Source organism: Thermodesulfovibrio sp. 3462-1 (assembly GCF_040451425.1).
In the GTDB taxonomy this organism is placed as follows: Bacteria; Nitrospirota; Thermodesulfovibrionia; order Thermodesulfovibrionales; family Thermodesulfovibrionaceae; genus Thermodesulfovibrio; species Thermodesulfovibrio obliviosus.
On the sequence record NZ_CP144374.1, the window covers coordinates 853,931 to 872,379 of the forward strand.

Genomic DNA, 18,449 nt, shown 5'->3' on the forward strand with positions numbered 1-18,449 from the left:
ATTAGAATAACATTAATTCTCTTACTGGAGAAAAGCTTTTTCTGTGAATAGGGCAGGGTCCGAATTTTTTTAAAGCCCTTAGATGTTCCTTTGTAGCATATCCTTTGTGTCTGTCAAAACCATACTGATAGTATTTTTCATGATATTGCCTCATTATTCTGTCCCTTGTTACTTTGGCTACAATGCTTGCAGCAGCAATCGAAGCACTCTTCTGGTCTCCCTTTATGATTGCTTTCTGTGGAATTTTTAAATCTGGCAGGTAAACAGCATCTATCAGTAAAAACTCTACATTTCTGCCAAGATTTTTATAAGCAAGGCTCATTGCAAGACGGGTAGCTTCAAGAATGTTTATTCTGTCAATCAGCTCTACATCAATAATTCCAATTCCAACAAAAGCGTTGCTGATTATTTTTTCAAAAAAGCTTTCTCTTTGTTCAGGAGTTAATTCTTTTGAATCCTTTATGCCTTCAATAAAAACGTTATCTCTGAAACTCACACAGGCTGCTACAACAGGACCTGCAAGGCATCCTCTTCCAGCTTCGTCTATACCTGCAATGCTTCTGTAACCCTGAGAAAGGATTTCATCATCAAAGGCAAAGAGGTTCATGCCTTTTGATACTCTGTCTTTTCTTTAACCTTTGCCTCTTTTCCTTTCTTTGTTCTCAAGTAATAAAGTTTAGCCCTTCTTACATCACCTTTTCTTACCACTTCAATTTTGTCAATTATTGGGCTATGGAGTGGGAATACACGCTCTACACCGACTCCAAAAGAGATTTTTCTTACTGTAAAGGTCTCTCTTAATCCTCCGCCTCTACGAGCAATAACAATACCTTCAAAAACCTGAATTCTTTCTTTGTCTCCCTCTTTTACCTTGACATGAACCTTAAGAGTATCTCCTGGTTTGAAATCAGGAATATCTGTTTTCTTAAATCTCTCCTCTATGGCTCTAATTATTAACTGGTTCATAGACTCCCTCCAGAATTTTTTTGTTTATTTCAGAGCAAAGCTCTTTGAGAATTTTCATATCATCTCTGGATAAATTTTTCAACAAATCAGGTCTGTTTTTCAATGTGTTTTTCAAAGCTTGACGTTTTCTCCACAGAGCTATTTTTTTATGGTCACCACTTAATAAAACCTCAGGAACTTTCATTCCCTTAAAATCCTCTGGCCTTGTGTAATGAGGATAGTCTAAAAGTCCTTTCATAAAGGAATCCTCCACTGCTGAAAGCTCATCTCCCAGTGCACCTGGTATTAGCCTTACAATACTATCTATTATAACCAATGCTGCCAGTTCTCCACCACTTAAAACATAATCTCCCACTGAGACTTCCTCATCCACAAATGCTTTAACCCTCTCATCAATACCCTCATATCTACCGCATATTAAAACCATTCCTTTATTTTCTTCTATAAACTCCTGTGCAAGTTTCTGCATAAATTTTCTTCCCTGAGGAGAAAGCAGTAACAGCTTTTTGGGCTTTTTGTCCTCCTTTACATGCATTATGGCTTTGTAAAATGGCTCTATCTGCATAACCATTCCAGCTCCACCACCATAGGGATAATCATCCACTTTTTTATGCTTATCAGATGTAAAGTCTCGTAAATTGTATATCTTCACCTCTGCAATCCCTTTATTTAATGCTTTTCCAACAACGCCATGCTTTATGTAGCATTCAATTATTTCAGGAAATATTGTTAACACTTCAAATTTCATAAATTTTAATTCAAACTCAAAAGAAAAGGGCGTGGATTTCACGCCCTTTATTTAACTCTTTTTAATGGACTATTCTAAAATTTCAAGGACACATCTTTTGCCAACTTTTGTTCCAGCAGCACCAAGAATGGTCCTCATAGCCCTTGCGGTTTTACCCTGCTTTCCGATGACCTTTCCAAGATCACTTGGAGCAACTCTGAGTTCATAAACAGTTGTTTTCTCACCCTCAATCTCAGTAACCTTAACCTCCTCTGGTTTGTCCACCAGTGACTTTGCCATTGTCTCAATGAGTGTCTTCATGCTCATGTTCTAACCTCCGTCAAAAGAGTAGTAAAATACCCCAATGGGTATGTTAAGCAGAAACCTGTTCAATTAATTTTTTAACAGTATCCGAAGGTTGTGCGCCCTTCTGTAGCCAGTATTTGACCCTTTCCATATTAAGATTGACTTCTGCAGGGTCTTTTTTGGGATTATAGGTACCTACAATTTCAATAAAAGGGCCATCTCTTCTAGCTCTTGCATCAGCTACAACAACTCTGTAGAAAGGTTTTTTCTTTGCTCCCAATCTCATAAGTCTTATTCTAACCAATTGCATACCTCCGAGTAGTTAATCCTTATATATTAAATTATATATTACATATTTATAGCCATTAAATTCAACTTTTTTTTAAATTCAAAATTTCCAATAGAATTTAAGCTGGATTGAGTGACATCTGAGAATTTTATATGTTTTCAAGGTCTTGCAAGTATTAAAGAACTAAAACATCATCCCAGCTTAAAAGAGTTATACCTTTTTCCTGAAGAATTGATATTGTCTTGTCAAGATTTTCAGTCCTAAGAACAACAACAGCCTTCTGTCCTGATTTTTCCACAAAGGCGTAAATATATTCAATATTTATGTTTGAATCGTAAAGATGTTTCAGAGCCTCTGCCAGTCCTCCTGGTTGGTCCTTAACTGCAATAGCTATTACATTGGTAAGTTTTACTGTAAATTCATTTTTTTCAAGAATATCTTTAGCTTTTTCAGGATCTGTAACAATCATTCTCAGAATTCCAAACTCAGAAGTATCAGCAATTGAAAGAGCTCTTATGTTTATATCTTGCTCTGCCAGTGCTTTTAAAGCTTCGTAAAGTCTTCCTCTTTTATTTTCCAGAAAAACCGAGATCTGCTTTATTTTCATTTTTTCCTCCTAATCTATTAATGTTCTTTTATCAATAACTCTTTTTGCTTTTCCTTCGCTTCTTGGCAGACTTTTTGGTTCAACAAGGCTAACTTTTACTCTTATGCCAATGGTTTCTTCAATTCTTTTTTCAAGCTTTTTCCTGAGATTCTCAATGTGTTTTACTTCATCAGAAAAAGTTTCCTTTGACATCTCCACCATTACTTCTATCTCGTCAAGATGCTGAGGTCTTGTAACAACAATCTGATAATGGGGTTCAATTCCTTGAACTTCCAGAATAGCTCTTTCAATTTGATATGGGAATATCATAACCCCTCTTACTTTTATCATGTCATCAGTTCTTCCACGAATTCTTTCAATTTTTGCAAAAGTTCTTCCACAGGCGCATTTTTCCCGAATGATTGAAGTTATATCTCTTGTTCTAAATCTTAACATGGGCATTCCTTCCCGGGTAAGGGTTGTAAGGACAAGTTCTCCTCTTTTTCCATCAGGCAAAGTATCACCTGTGTCAGGATCAATTATTTCCACATAAAAATGATCTTCAAAAACATGCAATCCTTTTTTCTCAATACATTCATGGGCAACGCCTGGTCCGATTATTTCAGTTAATCCATAAATATTAAGCGCGTTTATGTTAAATCTCTTCTCAATCTCTTTTCTCATCTGCTCGGTCCACATTTCAGCACCAAAACATCCTGCCTTGAGCTTAAGAGTTCTCGGTTCAACTCCCATCTCCTCTGCTACTTCAGCCATATAAAGAGCATAAGAGGGTGTACATGTAAGAATCGTTGAGCCAAAATCTCTCATTATTTCAATCTGTCTTCTTGTATTTCCAGCACTTGCTGGCACAATCATTGCTCCGATTTTTTGAGCTCCATAGTGAACTCCAAATCCACCAGTAAAAAGACCATATCCATAACAGTTCTGAATAATATCATCTTTTGTGGCTCCAGCCATTGTAAGGCATCTTGCCATTACTTCAGCCCATACTTCAATGTCATTGCGTGTATATCCTGCCACAACAGGTTTTCCAGTTGTTCCACTGGACATGTGAATCTCAACAATTTCACTCAATGAAGCAGCAAACATTCCAAAGGGATAAACCTCTCTTAAGTCTGCCTTTGATGTAAATGGAATGTTTTTAATATCATCAAGAGTTTTTATGTCTTCTGGCTTAAGTCCTACTTCATCAAATTTTTTTCTGTAGTAAGGAACTTTTTCATATGCCCTCTTAATTGTTTGTTTTAACCGCTCAAGTTGTAATGCTCTGAGTTCTTCTTCTGACATGCATTCCATTTCTTTATTCCATATCATCATATCACCTCATTCAATAGGTTTTAAAAAATTAAGATTTTCACTTTTAAGAGCTTCCATAGCCTTTTGAGTGTTTTCTACTTCAACAATTAAGTAAGCTTTTTTTCTTGTTTCAGCAACATAAACAGCAGCACTTTCAATATTTATGCCCTTTGAAGATAAAATTTTAACAACTTCATGAAGTCCACCAGGTTGATCCTTCATTTCAATTCCAATCGCTTCATTGAGCGACACCGTAAATCCTTTTTCTTTTAACAGTTGGAAGGCTTCTTTACATCTGTCAACCATAAACTTTATTATTCCAAATCCATTGGTGCTTGTAATGGAAAAAGCGAGAATATTTATGTTTGCTTCTGCAAGAACTTTTGTAATTCTTTCAAGTCTTCCAGGTTTGTTCTCAGCAAATACTGAAATTATGTAAATTTTATCCATATAAGCCTCCTAAATTGTTCTTTTATCAATAACTCTTTTTGCTTTTCCTTCACTGACAGGTAGTGTCCCTGGTTCAAGAAGTTCTACTTTTGGCTTTACCATCGTAGCAGACCTGATTTTCTCTACGATTTCCTCTTTTAATTTAATTAATTTCTCAATTTTTCCGTCAAAAAGCTCTCTGTCAATCTCCACCTTGACAATCATTTCATCATAAGACTCAAGAACAATTTGATAATTTTGGGCAACACCCTTAATTCCCATAAGCACCTGCTCAATCTGCTGCGGAAAGATATTGACTCCTTTAACTATGAACATGTCATCAGATCTGCCAAGAATTCTTGAAATTCTTCTATGAGTTCTACCACATTTGCATGGTTCTGAAATAATTCTTGTTAAATCCCTTGTTCTATATCTTATAAGAGGCATTGCTTCCCTGTTAAGGGTTGTTAAAACGAGTTCACCAATCTCACCATCAGGTAAAGGGGCGCCTGTTTCAGGATTGATGATCTCCATAAGAAAATTGTCTTCCCATATATGAAGTCCCTCTTTGTATGGGCATTCAAATCCAACTCCAGGACCATTCATCTCTGTAAGTCCATAACAGTTATAAATATCTATGCCAAGCATATTTTCAATTTTTTTTCTTGTCTCTTCAGAGTACGGTTCTGCACCAAGATAGGCTCTCTTAAGTTTTAGTTCCTTTCTTGGATCAATTCCTTTTTCATAAAGCACAGAGGCAACATAAAGAGCATAACTTGGAGTAATGTGAAGTATGGTTGTTCCAAAATCTTTCATTAAATTAATCTGCCTTTCAGTATTTCCAGGTCCAGCAGGAATTACAAGAATCCCCACTTTTTCAGCTCCATAATGCATTACAAAAGCTCCAGTAAAGAGTCCATAGGTCATACTGTTTTGTAAAATATCCCCCTTTGTAGCACCTGTCATAACAAGACAACGAGCAATTAGCTCTGCTGAGTTATTTATATCTTTTTTTGAAAAAAATATTGCCTTGGGTTTTCCAGTTGTTCCACTTGATGTATGAAGTCTGATTACCTTTTCAGGAGTAACGGTAAGAAGTCCATAAGGATAATCAACAAAAAGGTCCTCCTTCGTTGTAAAGGGAAAACATTTTATATCTTCAAGAGATTTAAGCTTTGAAGGATTTACTCCTGCATCCTGAAATTTCTTTCTGTAGTGAGGGACTTTTTGATAAACTCTTGTGAGAACCCTTTTTAATCTTGCAAACTGTAGCTTCTCAAGTTTTTGCCTCGGCAATGTTTCTAATTCTTTGTTCCAGAATGGCATTTTCTTTTATTAACCTCCTGCCTTCATTGAATGCTTTTATATTAAGATCAATTGTGTTTGGTGGAACTGCCTTTGAAATCACATCATGCCATGTTTCTTCCTTAAAAGATAGCAAAGTTGAGAGAATCCCAAGTATTACAGAGTTTTCTACTTTGGCATTTCCCAGTTGTTTTGCAATTTTGTCTGCTTGCACTGGAATGACAACAAAGCCTTTTTGATTAAGGAGACTCTCCACATCCTGAGGATAGTCTTTTTCTTCAGCCATTGCTGGAAGAATTTTTTTCTTATTTAAAATTACAATCCCATTTTTTTTAAGAAATCGTAAATATCTTAATGCTTCAAGTTCTTCCAGTGCTACTATTATATGAGCTTTACCAGAGGGAATCTGTGGAGAGAAAACTTTATCTCCAAATCTTATATGACTTATAACACTTCCACCTCTTTGAGCCATTCCATGAATTTCACTTTCTTTAACATCATATCCACTCTGAAAAGCAACCTGGGCAATAATTCTGCTTGATAGAATAATTCCCTGCCCGCCGGTTCCAGATAAAATTATGTTGGTTGTAGACATGGAAAAATTCTAACATATGATAAAAATAGTTTGCAATAGTATGGCAGAATTTTTTGAATCAGGCTTGCAGAGTCAGCAAAGAATAACTGAGTTATGGTATCATAAATTACATGAACATTGCAGAAAAACGAAAGATTTTAAACATTTTTACTTTCCTATTGATTTTTAGCCTCATTCTGCAGAGCTGTGGATACAGGATTTATACAAAGGCTGATTTGCCTTTTCAGGAGCTTTACTTTAGAAATGTTGAAAATCTTACTCTTGAACCAGGACTTCAGGATAAAATGAGAAAAATTGCCTATCAAACACTTATTGACAACGGCTTTACTCTTACATCATCTGCCAGCAGAGTGCTTGACATTCAAATAAAAAATTATCGCCTGATTACTCTTTCGGAAATTGGACTTAATACTGTGGAGTATCAGATCGTTATGGAAGTTAAGGCAATTCTTTATGATGAAAAAGGGAATAAAATAAAAGAGTTCACACCATCTTCACCTTTTACAACATTTTTTAGAACTACAAGGGACTTACCAAATGTAATTGCTAATAAAGAGCTTGCTATAGATTCTTTAATAAGGGACATATGCGATGACATGGTAAGAAAGCTTATTTTTGATAAAGAAGAAAAACATGAAGAATGAGAGATTCCTTACTTGAAATACAGAAATTTGAACAGGAAATAAAAAAGGGACTCCTGAAATACCTTTATTTTTGCTATGCTCAGGAACAATTTTTTCTTTTTGAAGCAGGAAGTCTCATTCGTAGAAACTTTGATTCAATTTCCATTGAAATATATGATTCACCAGAAGAAGTTGATACAAATTCATTTGCATCTATTTCTTTATTTACTCCAAAAAGAATACTGCTCGTATACAATTTTGAAAAAATAAAAAAAACTGAAAAAAGAGTTGAATGGTTGAATAAGATTAAAGTAAGGAGTAATACATATGTTAATCTCATCGTTCTGTGCAATGCTTCATACAAAGATATTTCTGAAGAGGTCAATTTTGTAAAAAAAGCTGCTGATGGTAGCAGTGACAAAGAGAGATTTAGTGCTGCTGTTTATAATTTTGATATTTATGAAAGAGAGCTTCCTGCATGGATAACTTACAAGGCATCACAATTTGGAATCTCTCTCAAACCAGATGCGGTCTATTATTTAATTGATATTACCGGTGGACAGCCGGGTTTGATTTCTTCTGAGATTGAAAAAATATCGCTTCTTACAGAGAAATCTCATATAGGACTTTTTGACATCAAGGATATTCTAACAGAGCTTGGAGAGTTTACACCCTTTGACCTTGTTGATGCTATAAAGAAAAAGGACAGACAAAGAGCATTCAAACTTCTTGATAAACTTCAAAATACTGAACCAGACATGATTCTTGGAGCATTGAACTGGTATTATAACAATAAAAACGATTTAGATGAAAAAGTCTACTCACTTCTTTACAGAGCAAATCTTTCATTAAGACAGGCTCGTAGCTTAAGCCTTGATATGCTTGTCTATGAGTTGATGAAGGATTAGGAGGATTTTATTCTTTCAGCCCACCACAGTGCTTTATCAATTATCTCATCTTCATCAACAAACTGATGCCTGCCATTGATTATCACAGGAACACCATTAACAAAAACATCTTCAATGTCAGATGCCTTTGCAGAATAGATTATTGTTGAGTATATATCATAAACAGGCTGTAGATGGGGCTTTCTTAGATTTATTAAAATCATGTCAGCTTTTTTACCTATTTCTATACTTCCTGTTTCATTTTCAATCCCAAGGGATTCTGCTGCCCATACTGTAAGCATTTTCATGGAGGTTTTTACATCAAGCACGGTTGGATCTGCTGTAATTCCCTTTTGAACCTTTGCTGCAATTGCAATCTCTTCAAGAAGGTCAAGGTTGTTGTTGCTTGCTGCACCATCTGTTCCCATGCTTACTTTTACACCTTTTTTGATCATTCTTGCTACAGGCGCAACCCCACTTGAAAGCTTGAGATTGCTTTCAATGCAATGGGAAACTCCGATGCCTCTTTCAGCCATAATCTCCATTTCTTCATCATCAAGCCATACTGAATGTGCAGCGATTATTCTCCCTTCAAGAAAGCCTATTTCATCAAGATATTTAACAGGTCTTTTACCATGCTCTTTAATGCATTCCTCAACTTCATGAAATGTTTCACTGAGATGGATATGAATGGGAACTCTGTTTTTCAATGCAAACTCTTTTGATTTAATAAGCGTTTCCCTGCTACATGTATAAATGGCATGAGGTGCCACAGCAGGAATAATGAGTTCGTCGCTTCCGTATTTTTCAATGAATTCTTTAGCTTTTTTAAGATAGTCATCAGCTCCATTTCCTGATGCAGTGGGGAAATCAAGAACCCCCTGTCCAATGACTGCCCTTATCCCGAGTTTTTTTGCTGCATCTGCAACGGATTCAGTGAAAAAATACATGTCATTAAATGTTGTTGTTCCGCTTTTAAGCATCTCCAATGAGGCAAGCAAGGTTCCATCATAAACAAATTCATGGCTTAAGAATTTTGCCTCTCTGGGCCATATATGCTCAGTAAGCCACTGTTTAAGAGGCAGGTCATCGGCAATGCCTCTGAATAAGACCATTGCAGCATGTGTATGGGTGTTTATAAACCCAGGCATCAAGGCTGAATGAGAGTTGCCATATATGGGAATTGAAGGGTCTTTATATTTTTTTAATATCTCTGTGAACTCTGCAATATCCTTAATTCTTCCATCTTCAACAACCACTGCTCCGTTTTCAATTACTTCATCTTTTTTATTCATCGTAATCAAGTATTGTGCACGAACTATAAACATCTGTTTATTGCTCCTCCTAAAGCTTTATCAATACAGCCATTGCAGTAAATATGAATACGGTTACACTTATATATCCATTCATATTAAAGAAAGCAATATTAAGCTTTGAAAGGTCATGGGGTTTTACAAGTCTGTGTTCATTTATGAATAAATAGGCAACCACTGCCATTCCAAGCCAGTAAAACATGTTTAACTTGAAAATAAAACCTGTTAAAACAAGAAAGCTCCATGCAATAAAATGAAAAAGCCTTGCAAGGTATATTGCTTTTTTTACTCCAAAGACTTTTGGAATAGAATAGATGCCGTATTTTTTATCAAAATCCACATCCCACATTGCATAAAGAGTATCAAAGCCAGCAAGCCAGAAAACAACTGTCAAAACCATTGGAATTATCTCCCAGTTAAAACTTCCCCTAACAGCAATCCATGCTCCAAGTGGTGCAAGGGCAAGAGCTAATCCAAGCACAAAATGGCATGCCCATGTAAACCTCTTTGTATATGAATATATAAAAAGTATAAAAATAGCCAAAGGAGAAAGTTTAAAACAAAGGGGATTTAACATCCATGCTGAATAAACAAATATTATGAGGCAAAGCACAGTGAACAATGCTGCTTCCCATAGTTTGATTTTTCCTGTGGGAATCTCTCTCTGAGCAGTTCTGGGATTAAGAGCATCTATTTTCCTGTCAATTATTCTGTTAAATCCAAAAGCACTGGCTCGTGCAGTAACCATTGCAACAGTAATCCAGAGTATCTTTTCAACCTGAGGAATTCCTCCAGCTGAAAGCAATGCTCCTGCAAAAGCAAAGGGAAGGGCAAAAACACTGTGTTCAATTTTAATCATTCTAAGATAAAGAACAGCCTTATTCAATATGGACATAAAATATTATAACATTAATTTTCCCAGTTAAGATGAGGATTCATGTTTTACTGGAGAGGGATGGTGGGAATTGAACCCACTGGAGGAAATTATCCTCCATCACTGGTTTTGCAGACCAGGAGGGACACCAGTCCCACACCCCTCCATAAAAAATTTTAAATAAATATTTCCGAAAAGTAAAATAGATTTTTCCTATTAAAACCACATTAATTTATCAAAATCTGGTGGGGGAACATGAATTTTTATAAAGCCAACAATTGGGGCACGATCGATTAAATAACTATTTTTCAAAATTTCTATAAAAATACAAATGTTTTCTTCTTGTTTTATTTCTATAACATTAAATGGCAATTCAATTTCTAATATTTCATCAAAAGCTACACTGTCTATTTCATCCTTTTTTATCCATGTTTCATTTTCTTGAATAAAAATTTTAGCTAATTGATTGACCATTGTCTCATAAATTATTTTTATTCTTTTTGGTTCAATGATCTGAATTTGTATTGTCATGTCTGTATAGTCTTTTATTGAAAATTTTGGATCCAACCTGAGAAAAAGACTCTGTCTATTGAATCCATAATAAAAATATGAAAAAAGACTTTCTGATTTGTGCATACTTCCACCGATTCTTTGAAGATTGAATCTTCCCGCTTCAAGCCATTCAAAATATCCTGTTACTTTTCCATCAATTTTTGGGTATATAAAACCTTTTGGCTCAACTTCTGGTTTAATTTCTCGTATTTTCTTGCTGATTGGAACATAGAGAAATGCTGGTGGCTCTTTTCCAGTTTTCAGATACACACTTATTAGATTATGTCTGTAGATTTCATCAAAAACATCCTTTGTTTCTGTATAGTGTTCATCTCCATACCACCAGTTCCAGTCACTTCCTTCAGAGATATATATTTGTTCCCATGCTTCAGAGAGATTTTTATCTGGATTTTCTTTTTGGAAAGAAACCAAATCCTTTCTTACTTTATAAAGGTAATCCCAGGCGAGATTGTCTTCTTCATGCCCAATCCATATTGAAAAGTTAGCTCCAATCCATGAACCTGGAAAGATTTTCTTTAATTTTTTTGTCACGGGATTTTCTTGAATATACTCTGAAAATGTTACGGTTTTTATATCTTTGCTTTTTTGCAGACTTTCATACAATTTTTTAAGAAATTCTTCTCCATCATTTTCATAATACTCCCATGCATTTTCTCCATCAAGAATAACAGAAACTACTCCAGAGTTTGTTGAATTACGAATTCTTTTTAAAAAATCATTTACTGCTTTTTGAGGTTCCCAGTTTGAATAGACAAATCCTATCAAATCTGAAAGTACCCTATCTCTGAAAAAAATTTTTACTTCCTCAAACTCATAGGGTTGATATAAAATTGAGGGATTTATCAATTTATCGCCAGTTCTTAAATTTTCATTTATTGATTTAGCCAGAATTTCTTCATCTGTTGCTGTCCATTTAATTCCTGCCTTTGAAATTAGTCTTATGATTTCCTCACTTACAGCGCCTTCAGATGGCCACATTCCCTGAGGTTTAAAACCAAAGAGTTCTTCAAAATAAACAACAGCTTTATTTATTTGGGCTTCTGCGTCTTCTGGGGCTTGAAAATTGTATTGAGGAAGTTTGACCAGAGGCATACATTCCTTTGCTTTATAATTATCATAAATAAGAGGAAGTATAGGATGATAAAAAGGAGAAACTGTCAGCTCAATCTGTCCTGAAAGAGCCATTTCTTTATAGGCAGGAATAATTTGTTTTATAAGTTCAAGATGTTTTTCAAGAAGAAGTTTTTTTTCTTCTTCTGAGAAATTAGCTCCCTTTTTCTGTAATTCTTTTAAAAACAAATCTTGCTGTCTATGCAAAGGATCTATCCAGACAAGATTAAAAAGAGTTTGAAGATCTCTAAGTTCCTGAGATGTAAATTTTTTTGAAAGTTTTAATGGATCTCCATAAATTTTTCCTCTTTTTTCAAGTAATTCTTTGTATCTTGGAAAGGGCTCAACCATTGTTTTCCAGTTTGCGAGAAAAAAGTTTTCAATAATAAAGGCTTTTTGTTCTTCATTAAGTTCTTCTGCAGGAATAAGCGAGTATTCAAAAAAAATATCAGTAATTCCTGCTTCATACTCTTTAAGTTGCTTTAAAAGAGAAGGAACAAGATTAAAAGATACTTTCACCTGAGGAAAATTTTTTAAAATAAGAAGCATATCAAGATAGTCTTTTGTTGCATGAAGCCTTACCCATGGAAGCATAAATTTATTTTTCAGTGTATCATGGTAGTAGGGTTGATGCATATGCCATAGAATTGCTAAACTAATGCTCATTTTTCTTCTTTTTGAAATTGGAAAACCATTTCTCCTGGTTTAACAACTCCGAATTTTTCTCTGGCATATTTTTCCATGTAAGAAGGGTCTTTTTTTAATAGTTCTATCTCATTTTTTAGGGTGTTATTTTCCATTGAAATCTGGGTAATTTCTTTAATAAGTTTTTGTTCATTTTTTTTCAACTCAAGGTACTTTAAATAACCCATATCTCCAAATAAAAAACTATAAGCAAGAAACAGAGTAATCAGAAGAAACAAAAATAAAAACACTCTTTCATTTCTTTTTTTTTCTTTTAAAAGTTGTTCCTTGAGAGAATGCCTTTTCATTTAAAGACCCAGATTATAAAAAACTGAAAGGCCCTTAAATTGAGTTACATCACCAAGTTCCTCCTCTATTTGTAAAAGTCTGTTGTATTTTGCAATCCTTTCTCCTCTTGAAAGGGATCCTGTTTTTATAAAACCAGTATTGCAGGCAACTGAAAGGTCTGCTATTGTTGTATCTTCTGTTTCACCAGAACGATGAGATACAACAGCAGTGTATTTATTGATTTTTGTAAGTTCAATTGCCTGTAGAGTTTCAGATACTGTTCCAATCTGATTGAGTTTAATCAGAATTGAGTTGGCAATTCCTCTATTTATCGCCTCCCTGATTATTTTTGGATTTGTAACTACTAAATCGTCTGCAACAAGTTGAACTCTGTTTTTAAGTCTCTGACTTAAAAGCTCCCATCCGTCCCAATCAGCCTCGCTCATTCCGTCTTCTATTGAAATTATTGGATATTTATCAATGAGAGATTCATAGTAGTCAACCATATCTTTTGAATTGAGTTTTTTACCTTCAACTGTGTAAAATCCATCACTGAAGAGTTCTGAAGCTGCTACGTCCAGGGCTATATAAATTTCTTTTCCAGGTTCATATCCAGCTTCTTTTATTGCTTGCTGAATTAGTTTAATTGCTTCTTCATTACTGCTAAGCATCGGAGCAAATCCTCCTTCATCACCAACTGCTGTGCTGAGTCCTTTCTTTTTTAGTAACGATTTCAGAGTATGGAAAACTTCAACTCCTGCTCTCAGAGCTTGAGAAAACTTTGTAAAACCAGCAGGAACAATCATAAACTCCTGAATATCAAGATTGTTGTCTGCATGAACTCCTCCATTTATTATATTCATCATAGGAACTGGTAAAACTTTTGCATTCGTGCCACCAATATATCTATAAAGAGGCAGTCCCACTTCTTCAGCAGAAGCTTTGCAAACAGCCATTGATACTGCTAAAATAGCATTTGCACCGAGTCTGCTTTTGTTTTCTGTTCCATCAAGCTCTATCAAAAATTTATCAATTCCTTCCTGATCAAGGGATTCCATTCCAATGATATTTGGAGCTATTTCGTTTATTATATTTTCAACTGCTTTTTGAACTCCTTTACCAAAATATCTTTTTTTATCCCCATCTCTTAACTCAAGAGCTTCTCTTGTTCCAGTAGATGCTCCAGATGGAACAGTTGCCGTTGCTATAACTGCACTGTCAAGATAAACATCTACCTGCACTGTTGGATTACCTCTTGAATCAAGAACTTCTCTTGCCACTATGTCAATAATTTCTCCCATCTTAAAGCCTCCTTTATAAATAGAGTTTAACTATAATATCTCAAAACAACAAATTCAATCAATGCAGCAAAAAATATTACAATGCAACCAGAAATGATTTTTCTGTAAATTCCTATCATATCTGCTTTAAAGTATTCTCTTGTAAGAATCAAACAAAGATGAAGAGGAGACAGAAGTACTCCTACATATCCTGACACAAAGGCAATGGAGATTTCATAGGGTAATGTTTCTTTTAGATGCGTAAGCAAAGGAAATGTGCTTCCAACAAATCCTATGCTTATTCCTGTAATAAGTCCGATGAGTAAAGGAAGTGTTATAAAAACAACCAGGTAGGGAATTCCAGATTGGGTTATTGCTTTAGCTATTCCATCTACAGCACCTGAGGCTTGAAGCATCTCTTTAAAAATAATTACTCCAGCAACAAGCAGGAAAACATCATAGGTAAAGCCATATTTTATGATTGATAGAGTTTTTTTAATTGTTTTTTTATGATAAAGGCATACTATCAAAATGTTTGCTATAAGAGCAATGAAAAGGTCAATTTTGAAAATTATTACAGGCAGAAGAACCAGAACTATTGGTGTAAAGCTTGATAAAATTTTAAGAGAAACGTTTTTACTTGCTTTTTTTTCATTCTTTACTCCATGCATGCTTAAGAAGAAACCTGAAATAAAGAGAATTAAAGCAGCTGGAAGATTTAACAGTATGAGTTTTCTTAAGGAAATTCCTGAAATAGCTGATGCAAGAACCACTCCAGGATAGAGAGGTAGAACAAGCTCCCATGGATGTCTATACCAGTAGTTTATGAATGCTTTTTCTTCCTTTGACATCTCAAGATTTTTGGTGGCTGAATCAACCATCGGTGCTGAAAGATAAGCACCTCCAAGGGATGGTAACATTCCAATTATAAGAGGCATTGAAAGTATTGAAAGTTTTTTATTTGTAAGCAGAGTTTGAGATGCTTCTGTCATTTTTTGCATTAATCCTGTTTGTCTTAAAGCATACTCAAAGGATTTTATAAGAGTAAGTGAGAGAAAAAGGTTTATGGAAGTAGAAGAAGTAAAACTTTTGATAAGTTTGTATGGTAAACTTTTAAAGTCAAAGGAATAAAAAATTAAAAATATCAAAGAACCAGCTAATAGAGCATATCCAATACTTATTTTCTTTCTGAGCAAAAAGAGAATAAAAAGAAAAATAAAAGAAACTTTGAGGATATCAATCATTTTATTTTGTGAATTGCCTCATCAAAAAGGTCTTTCAGTGCCTCACCAACGCATTCAGAAAGAGTAGGGTGTGAATGAATTAAATCCTTTAACTGTTTTGCTTTTGCTTTAAGTTTTACAGCAACTGCAAGTTCATGAATAAGTTCAGAAGCATCTGCTCCTACAATGTGAGCTCCAACAATAGTGTCAGAATCCCTATCTGCAATTACCTTTACAAATCCATCAATTTCTTCAATAATATGAGCTTTACCAGAGGCTCTGAATGGGAAAATTCCTTTTTTAATATTGATTCCTTTTTCTGTTGCTTCTTTTTCCTTTAATCCCACTGAACCAACTTCTGAAACTGTAAAAATTGTTGAAGGAATGACGCTGTAGTCCATTTTTTCATTGTATTCCATAGCATTTTTTGCAGCTACTTCTGCTTCTCTGTAGGCTACATGTGCAAGTAACCACTGTCCTGTAACATCACCAGCTGCAAAGATGTTTTCAACATTGCTTTGCATTCTTTCATTTACAACAATCTCTTTTTTACTGCCAATCTTGATTTCAGAAGTTTTAATGCACTCAGTATTAAAAGCTCTTCCAACAGAGACAAGAACAATCTCTGATGTAACAATTTTTCCATTTGAGAGGGTTATCTGAACTGAATTATCCATCTTTTTTAAATCTTCAATTTTTACTGCAGTGTAAAACTCTATTTTTCTTTTTTTAAAGAGCTTTTCTACTTCCTTGGAGACATCTTCATCTTCCATTGGTAGGACTCTTGGCATTAGCTCTACAAGAGTTACCTTGCTTCCAAGAAGGTAAAATATCCATGCAAATTCACATCCTATGGCTCCTGCACCAATTATTGTAATTGATTTAGGTATTTTTTTAAGCATCCATAGATCATCACTTGAGAGTATTTTTTCTCCATCAAAATTAAGCATTGGAAGTTCTCGAGGCCTTGATCCTGTAGCAATGATTATTTTGTCTGCCTGAATTGTTTCTTGCGTGTTTTTTAAAAACACTGTTTTAGGATTAACTAATTCTGCCTCTGATTGAACAATTTTTACTCCTGTTTGCTTCAGCAGCATCATAAGTCCTTTTTTTTGAGTATCCACAATTTTGTCTTTTTTTTCCATTAAAATCTCTAAGTCAATTGAGGAACAAGCATGTTTAAGATTATGAATTATTGTTTTTGTAGGAATGCATCCTCTATTAAGGCAAGTTCCACCAATTTCTTCTTTTTCAATAAGAAATACCTCTGCCCCCAGTCTTCTCATAACAAGGGCAGAGACATAACCAGCAGGACCTCCTCCGATTACAGTGGCTTTCATTATCTTTCTTCTTCAAGATAACTTTCATACTCTTCATAATCCATTAACTCTTCCAATTCCTGAGGATTATCCATTTCAATAACAGCAATCCAGCCTTTTCCATAAGGGTCTTCGTTAATAATTTCTGGATGGTCAATTAATTCTTCATTTACTTCAACTACTGTGCCGTTTACTGGAGCTATTACAGGAGAAGATGTTTTTGTTGACTCAATCTCTGCCATTTCAGTACCTGCTTCAATATGGGTATCAACCTCTGGAAGCTCAATGTAAATAATATCTCCAAGAGATTCCTGTGCATAATCAGTGATTCCAACTTTTACTTTTTTACTTCTACCTGATAGTTTCACCCAGGTATGCTCTTTGTGAAATTTGTAATTTTCTAAGGTCATTTTCCCTCCATTTGAAAAAGTTTTTATTCTGATTATTTAATTTGACAGGAAATAATTTGTCAAGTCTATTTTATTCTTTTTATCTCTGCACCAAGTTGAATGAGCTTTTTATCAAGTTCTTCATAACCCCTGTCAAGATGGTAAATTCTGTCAATAATTGTTTCTCCTTCAGCAATTAACCCTGCTATCACAAGTGAAGCTGATGCTCTTAAGTCAGTTGCCATTACAGGAGCACCTTTGAGTTTTTTTACTCCACGAACTGTAGCAGTATTACCTTCTACTGTTATATCTGCTCCCATTCTTCTCAGCTCTGCCACATGCATGAATCTGTTTTCAAAGATCGTTTCTTTTATTATGCTTGTTCCATTAGCAATAGTCATCATTGCCATAAACTGTGCCTGCATATCAGTGGGAAATCCTGGATAAGGCATTGTTTTTACGTCAACAGCCTGAGCTCTTTTCGGTCCAATTACTCTCAAGCCATCTTTTGTTTGTTTAAAACTTACTCCAGCATCTTTCATTTTCACCATTATAGCATCAATGTGGTCAATTCTACATCCTTTAAGTGTTATATCTGCCCCACAGGCTCCAGCAATTGCAATAAATGTGCCTGTTTCTATTCTGTCAGGAATAATTTCGTATTCATGAGGAGGTTTAAGTTCGTTTACTCCTTCTATTTGGATAATGCTTGTTCCAGCACCTTGTATTTTAGCTCCCATGAGTATTAAATAGTTTGCAAGGTCAACAATTTCTGGCTCTTTTGCAGCATTTTCAAGAACTGTAATGCCCTTTGCCAGTGTTGCAGCCATCATGAGATTTTCTGTTCCAGTTACTGTTGGAATGTCAAAATATATTTTTGCTCCTTTAAGTCTTGATGCTTTGGCAATTATGTAACCTTCTTCAAGGGATATCTTAGCTCCCATTTTTTCCAACCCTGCTAAATGAAGATTTACAGGTCTTGCTCCAATTGCACATCCCCCTGGCAAAGAGACTTTTGCTCTACCAAATCTTGCTACAAGAGGTCCAAGCACAAGGATTGATGCTCGCATTGTTTTGACCAAATCATAAGAGGCTTCAAACTTATTTATTCCCGTTGTGTCTATTTTACAAATCTCATTAAATTCAACTGTTCCTCCCATTGTTTTTATAAGTTCTGTCATTGTTAAAACATCCTTTAGTCTTGGAATTTTTTTTAGATTATGCACTCCTTGAGCAAGAAGGGTAGATGCCATGATTGGAAGGGCAGCATTTTTTGCTCCACTTATTGTAACTGTTCCTTTTAATGGCATTCCACCAAAAATAAGTAGCTTATCCATGTTAAATATATTAAACTAAAATAAGAGGT

The 18,449-nt window shown here is 34.9% G+C and carries 21 protein-coding genes and 1 tRNA gene; 2 read left to right on the forward strand and 20 right to left on the reverse strand.

What is annotated here, in order from left to right:
• Position 1 precedes the first annotated feature (1 nt).
• The 10 genes from V4D31_RS04355 to V4D31_RS04400 form a co-directional block, all read right to left on the reverse strand.
• Positions 2–607, reverse strand: a complete 606-nt coding sequence (locus V4D31_RS04355) for a ribonuclease HII (RefSeq protein WP_353687020.1) — start codon at positions 605–607, stop codon at positions 2–4.
• The gene (gene rplS / locus V4D31_RS04360) at positions 604–966 is read right to left on the reverse strand and encodes a 50S ribosomal protein L19 (protein ID WP_353687021.1); all 363 of its coding nucleotides are present in this window, start codon (positions 964–966) and stop codon (positions 604–606) included. The genes V4D31_RS04355 and rplS overlap by 4 nt, the downstream gene beginning before the upstream one ends.
• Positions 947–1,714 carry a tRNA (guanosine(37)-N1)-methyltransferase TrmD gene (gene trmD, locus V4D31_RS04365; RefSeq protein ID WP_353687022.1) on the reverse strand — a complete coding sequence of 256 codons (768 nt, stop codon included), beginning with the start codon at positions 1,712–1,714 and terminating at the stop codon, positions 947–949. Before trmD ends, rplS begins: the two co-directional genes overlap by 20 nt.
• Before the next feature lie 69 nt (positions 1,715–1,783).
• Positions 1,784–2,014, reverse strand: a complete 231-nt coding sequence (locus V4D31_RS04370; RefSeq protein ID WP_028841925.1) for a KH domain-containing protein — start codon at positions 2,012–2,014, stop codon at positions 1,784–1,786.
• A 52-nt stretch (positions 2,015–2,066) separates the two neighbouring features.
• Positions 2,067–2,309 (reverse strand): 30S ribosomal protein S16, encoded by a 243-nt coding sequence (gene rpsP / locus V4D31_RS04375; protein ID WP_353687023.1) that lies wholly within the window; start codon positions 2,307–2,309, stop codon positions 2,067–2,069.
• A 154-nt stretch (positions 2,310–2,463) separates the two neighbouring features.
• Complete coding sequence (locus V4D31_RS04380) at positions 2,464–2,895, reverse strand: ACT domain-containing protein (protein ID WP_353687024.1); 432 nt, start codon at positions 2,893–2,895, stop codon at positions 2,464–2,466.
• A 9-nt stretch (positions 2,896–2,904) separates the two neighbouring features.
• A complete protein-coding gene (locus V4D31_RS04385; protein WP_353687083.1) occupies positions 2,905–4,209 on the reverse strand; it encodes a phenylacetate--CoA ligase in 1,305 nt (434 codons plus the stop codon).
• A gap of 9 nt (positions 4,210–4,218) precedes the next feature.
• Positions 4,219–4,641 carry an ACT domain-containing protein gene (locus V4D31_RS04390; protein WP_353687025.1) on the reverse strand — a complete coding sequence of 141 codons (423 nt, stop codon included), beginning with the start codon at positions 4,639–4,641 and terminating at the stop codon, positions 4,219–4,221.
• 9 nt (positions 4,642–4,650) lie between these two features.
• Positions 4,651–5,946 (reverse strand): phenylacetate--CoA ligase, encoded by a 1,296-nt coding sequence (locus V4D31_RS04395; protein WP_353687026.1) that lies wholly within the window; start codon positions 5,944–5,946, stop codon positions 4,651–4,653.
• Entirely contained in the window at positions 5,897–6,520 is a 624-nt protein-coding gene (locus V4D31_RS04400) for an indolepyruvate oxidoreductase subunit beta (RefSeq protein WP_353687027.1), read from the reverse strand. The genes V4D31_RS04395 and V4D31_RS04400 overlap by 50 nt, the downstream gene beginning before the upstream one ends.
• Before the next feature lie 110 nt (positions 6,521–6,630).
• On the opposite strand from V4D31_RS04400, the gene lptE reads away from it, so the two are divergent.
• Entirely contained in the window at positions 6,631–7,164 is a 534-nt protein-coding gene (gene lptE / locus V4D31_RS04405) for an LPS assembly lipoprotein LptE (protein WP_353687028.1), read from the forward strand.
• Positions 7,161–8,051, forward strand: a complete 891-nt coding sequence (gene holA, locus V4D31_RS04410; RefSeq protein ID WP_353687029.1) for a DNA polymerase III subunit delta — start codon at positions 7,161–7,163, stop codon at positions 8,049–8,051. Before lptE ends, holA begins: the two co-directional genes overlap by 4 nt.
• Here the strand turns inward: holA and V4D31_RS04415 are convergent.
• The 10 genes from V4D31_RS04415 to murA form a co-directional block, all read right to left on the reverse strand.
• The gene (locus V4D31_RS04415) at positions 8,048–9,358 is read right to left on the reverse strand and encodes an amidohydrolase family protein (protein WP_353687030.1); all 1,311 of its coding nucleotides are present in this window, start codon (positions 9,356–9,358) and stop codon (positions 8,048–8,050) included. The two genes, holA and V4D31_RS04415, sit on opposite strands and share 4 nt — an antisense overlap.
• 16 nt (positions 9,359–9,374) lie before the next feature.
• The gene (locus V4D31_RS04420; RefSeq protein ID WP_353687031.1) at positions 9,375–10,238 is read right to left on the reverse strand and encodes a UbiA-like polyprenyltransferase; all 864 of its coding nucleotides are present in this window, start codon (positions 10,236–10,238) and stop codon (positions 9,375–9,377) included.
• Between the two features lie 51 nt (positions 10,239–10,289).
• Positions 10,290–10,382, reverse strand: a tRNA-OTHER gene (locus V4D31_RS04425).
• Between the two features lie 51 nt (positions 10,383–10,433).
• A complete protein-coding gene (locus V4D31_RS04430; protein WP_353687032.1) occupies positions 10,434–12,566 on the reverse strand; it encodes a glycoside hydrolase family 57 protein in 2,133 nt (710 codons plus the stop codon).
• Positions 12,563–12,892, reverse strand: a complete 330-nt coding sequence (locus V4D31_RS04435; RefSeq protein WP_353687033.1) for a septum formation initiator family protein — start codon at positions 12,890–12,892, stop codon at positions 12,563–12,565. Before V4D31_RS04435 ends, V4D31_RS04430 begins: the two co-directional genes overlap by 4 nt.
• Positions 12,893–14,173: a phosphopyruvate hydratase gene (eno, locus tag V4D31_RS04440; protein WP_353687034.1), complete on the reverse strand. Its 1,281-nt coding sequence runs from the start codon at positions 14,171–14,173 to the stop codon at positions 12,893–12,895.
• A 26-nt stretch (positions 14,174–14,199) separates the two neighbouring features.
• Positions 14,200–15,396 (reverse strand): DUF401 family protein, encoded by a 1,197-nt coding sequence (locus V4D31_RS04445; RefSeq protein ID WP_353687035.1) that lies wholly within the window; start codon positions 15,394–15,396, stop codon positions 14,200–14,202.
• On the reverse strand, positions 15,393–16,715 hold the full coding sequence (lpdA, locus tag V4D31_RS04450; RefSeq protein ID WP_353687036.1) for a dihydrolipoyl dehydrogenase: 1,323 nt from the start codon (positions 16,713–16,715) through the stop codon (positions 15,393–15,395). The genes V4D31_RS04445 and lpdA overlap by 4 nt, the downstream gene beginning before the upstream one ends.
• Positions 16,715–17,104, reverse strand: coding sequence for a glycine cleavage system protein GcvH (gene gcvH, locus V4D31_RS04455; protein WP_353687037.1), 390 nt, complete (start codon positions 17,102–17,104; stop codon positions 16,715–16,717). The genes lpdA and gcvH overlap by 1 nt, the downstream gene beginning before the upstream one ends.
• 65 nt (positions 17,105–17,169) lie before the next feature.
• The gene (gene murA / locus V4D31_RS04460; protein ID WP_353687038.1) at positions 17,170–18,420 is read right to left on the reverse strand and encodes a UDP-N-acetylglucosamine 1-carboxyvinyltransferase; all 1,251 of its coding nucleotides are present in this window, start codon (positions 18,418–18,420) and stop codon (positions 17,170–17,172) included.
• Between the last annotated feature and the right edge of the window lie 29 nt (positions 18,421–18,449).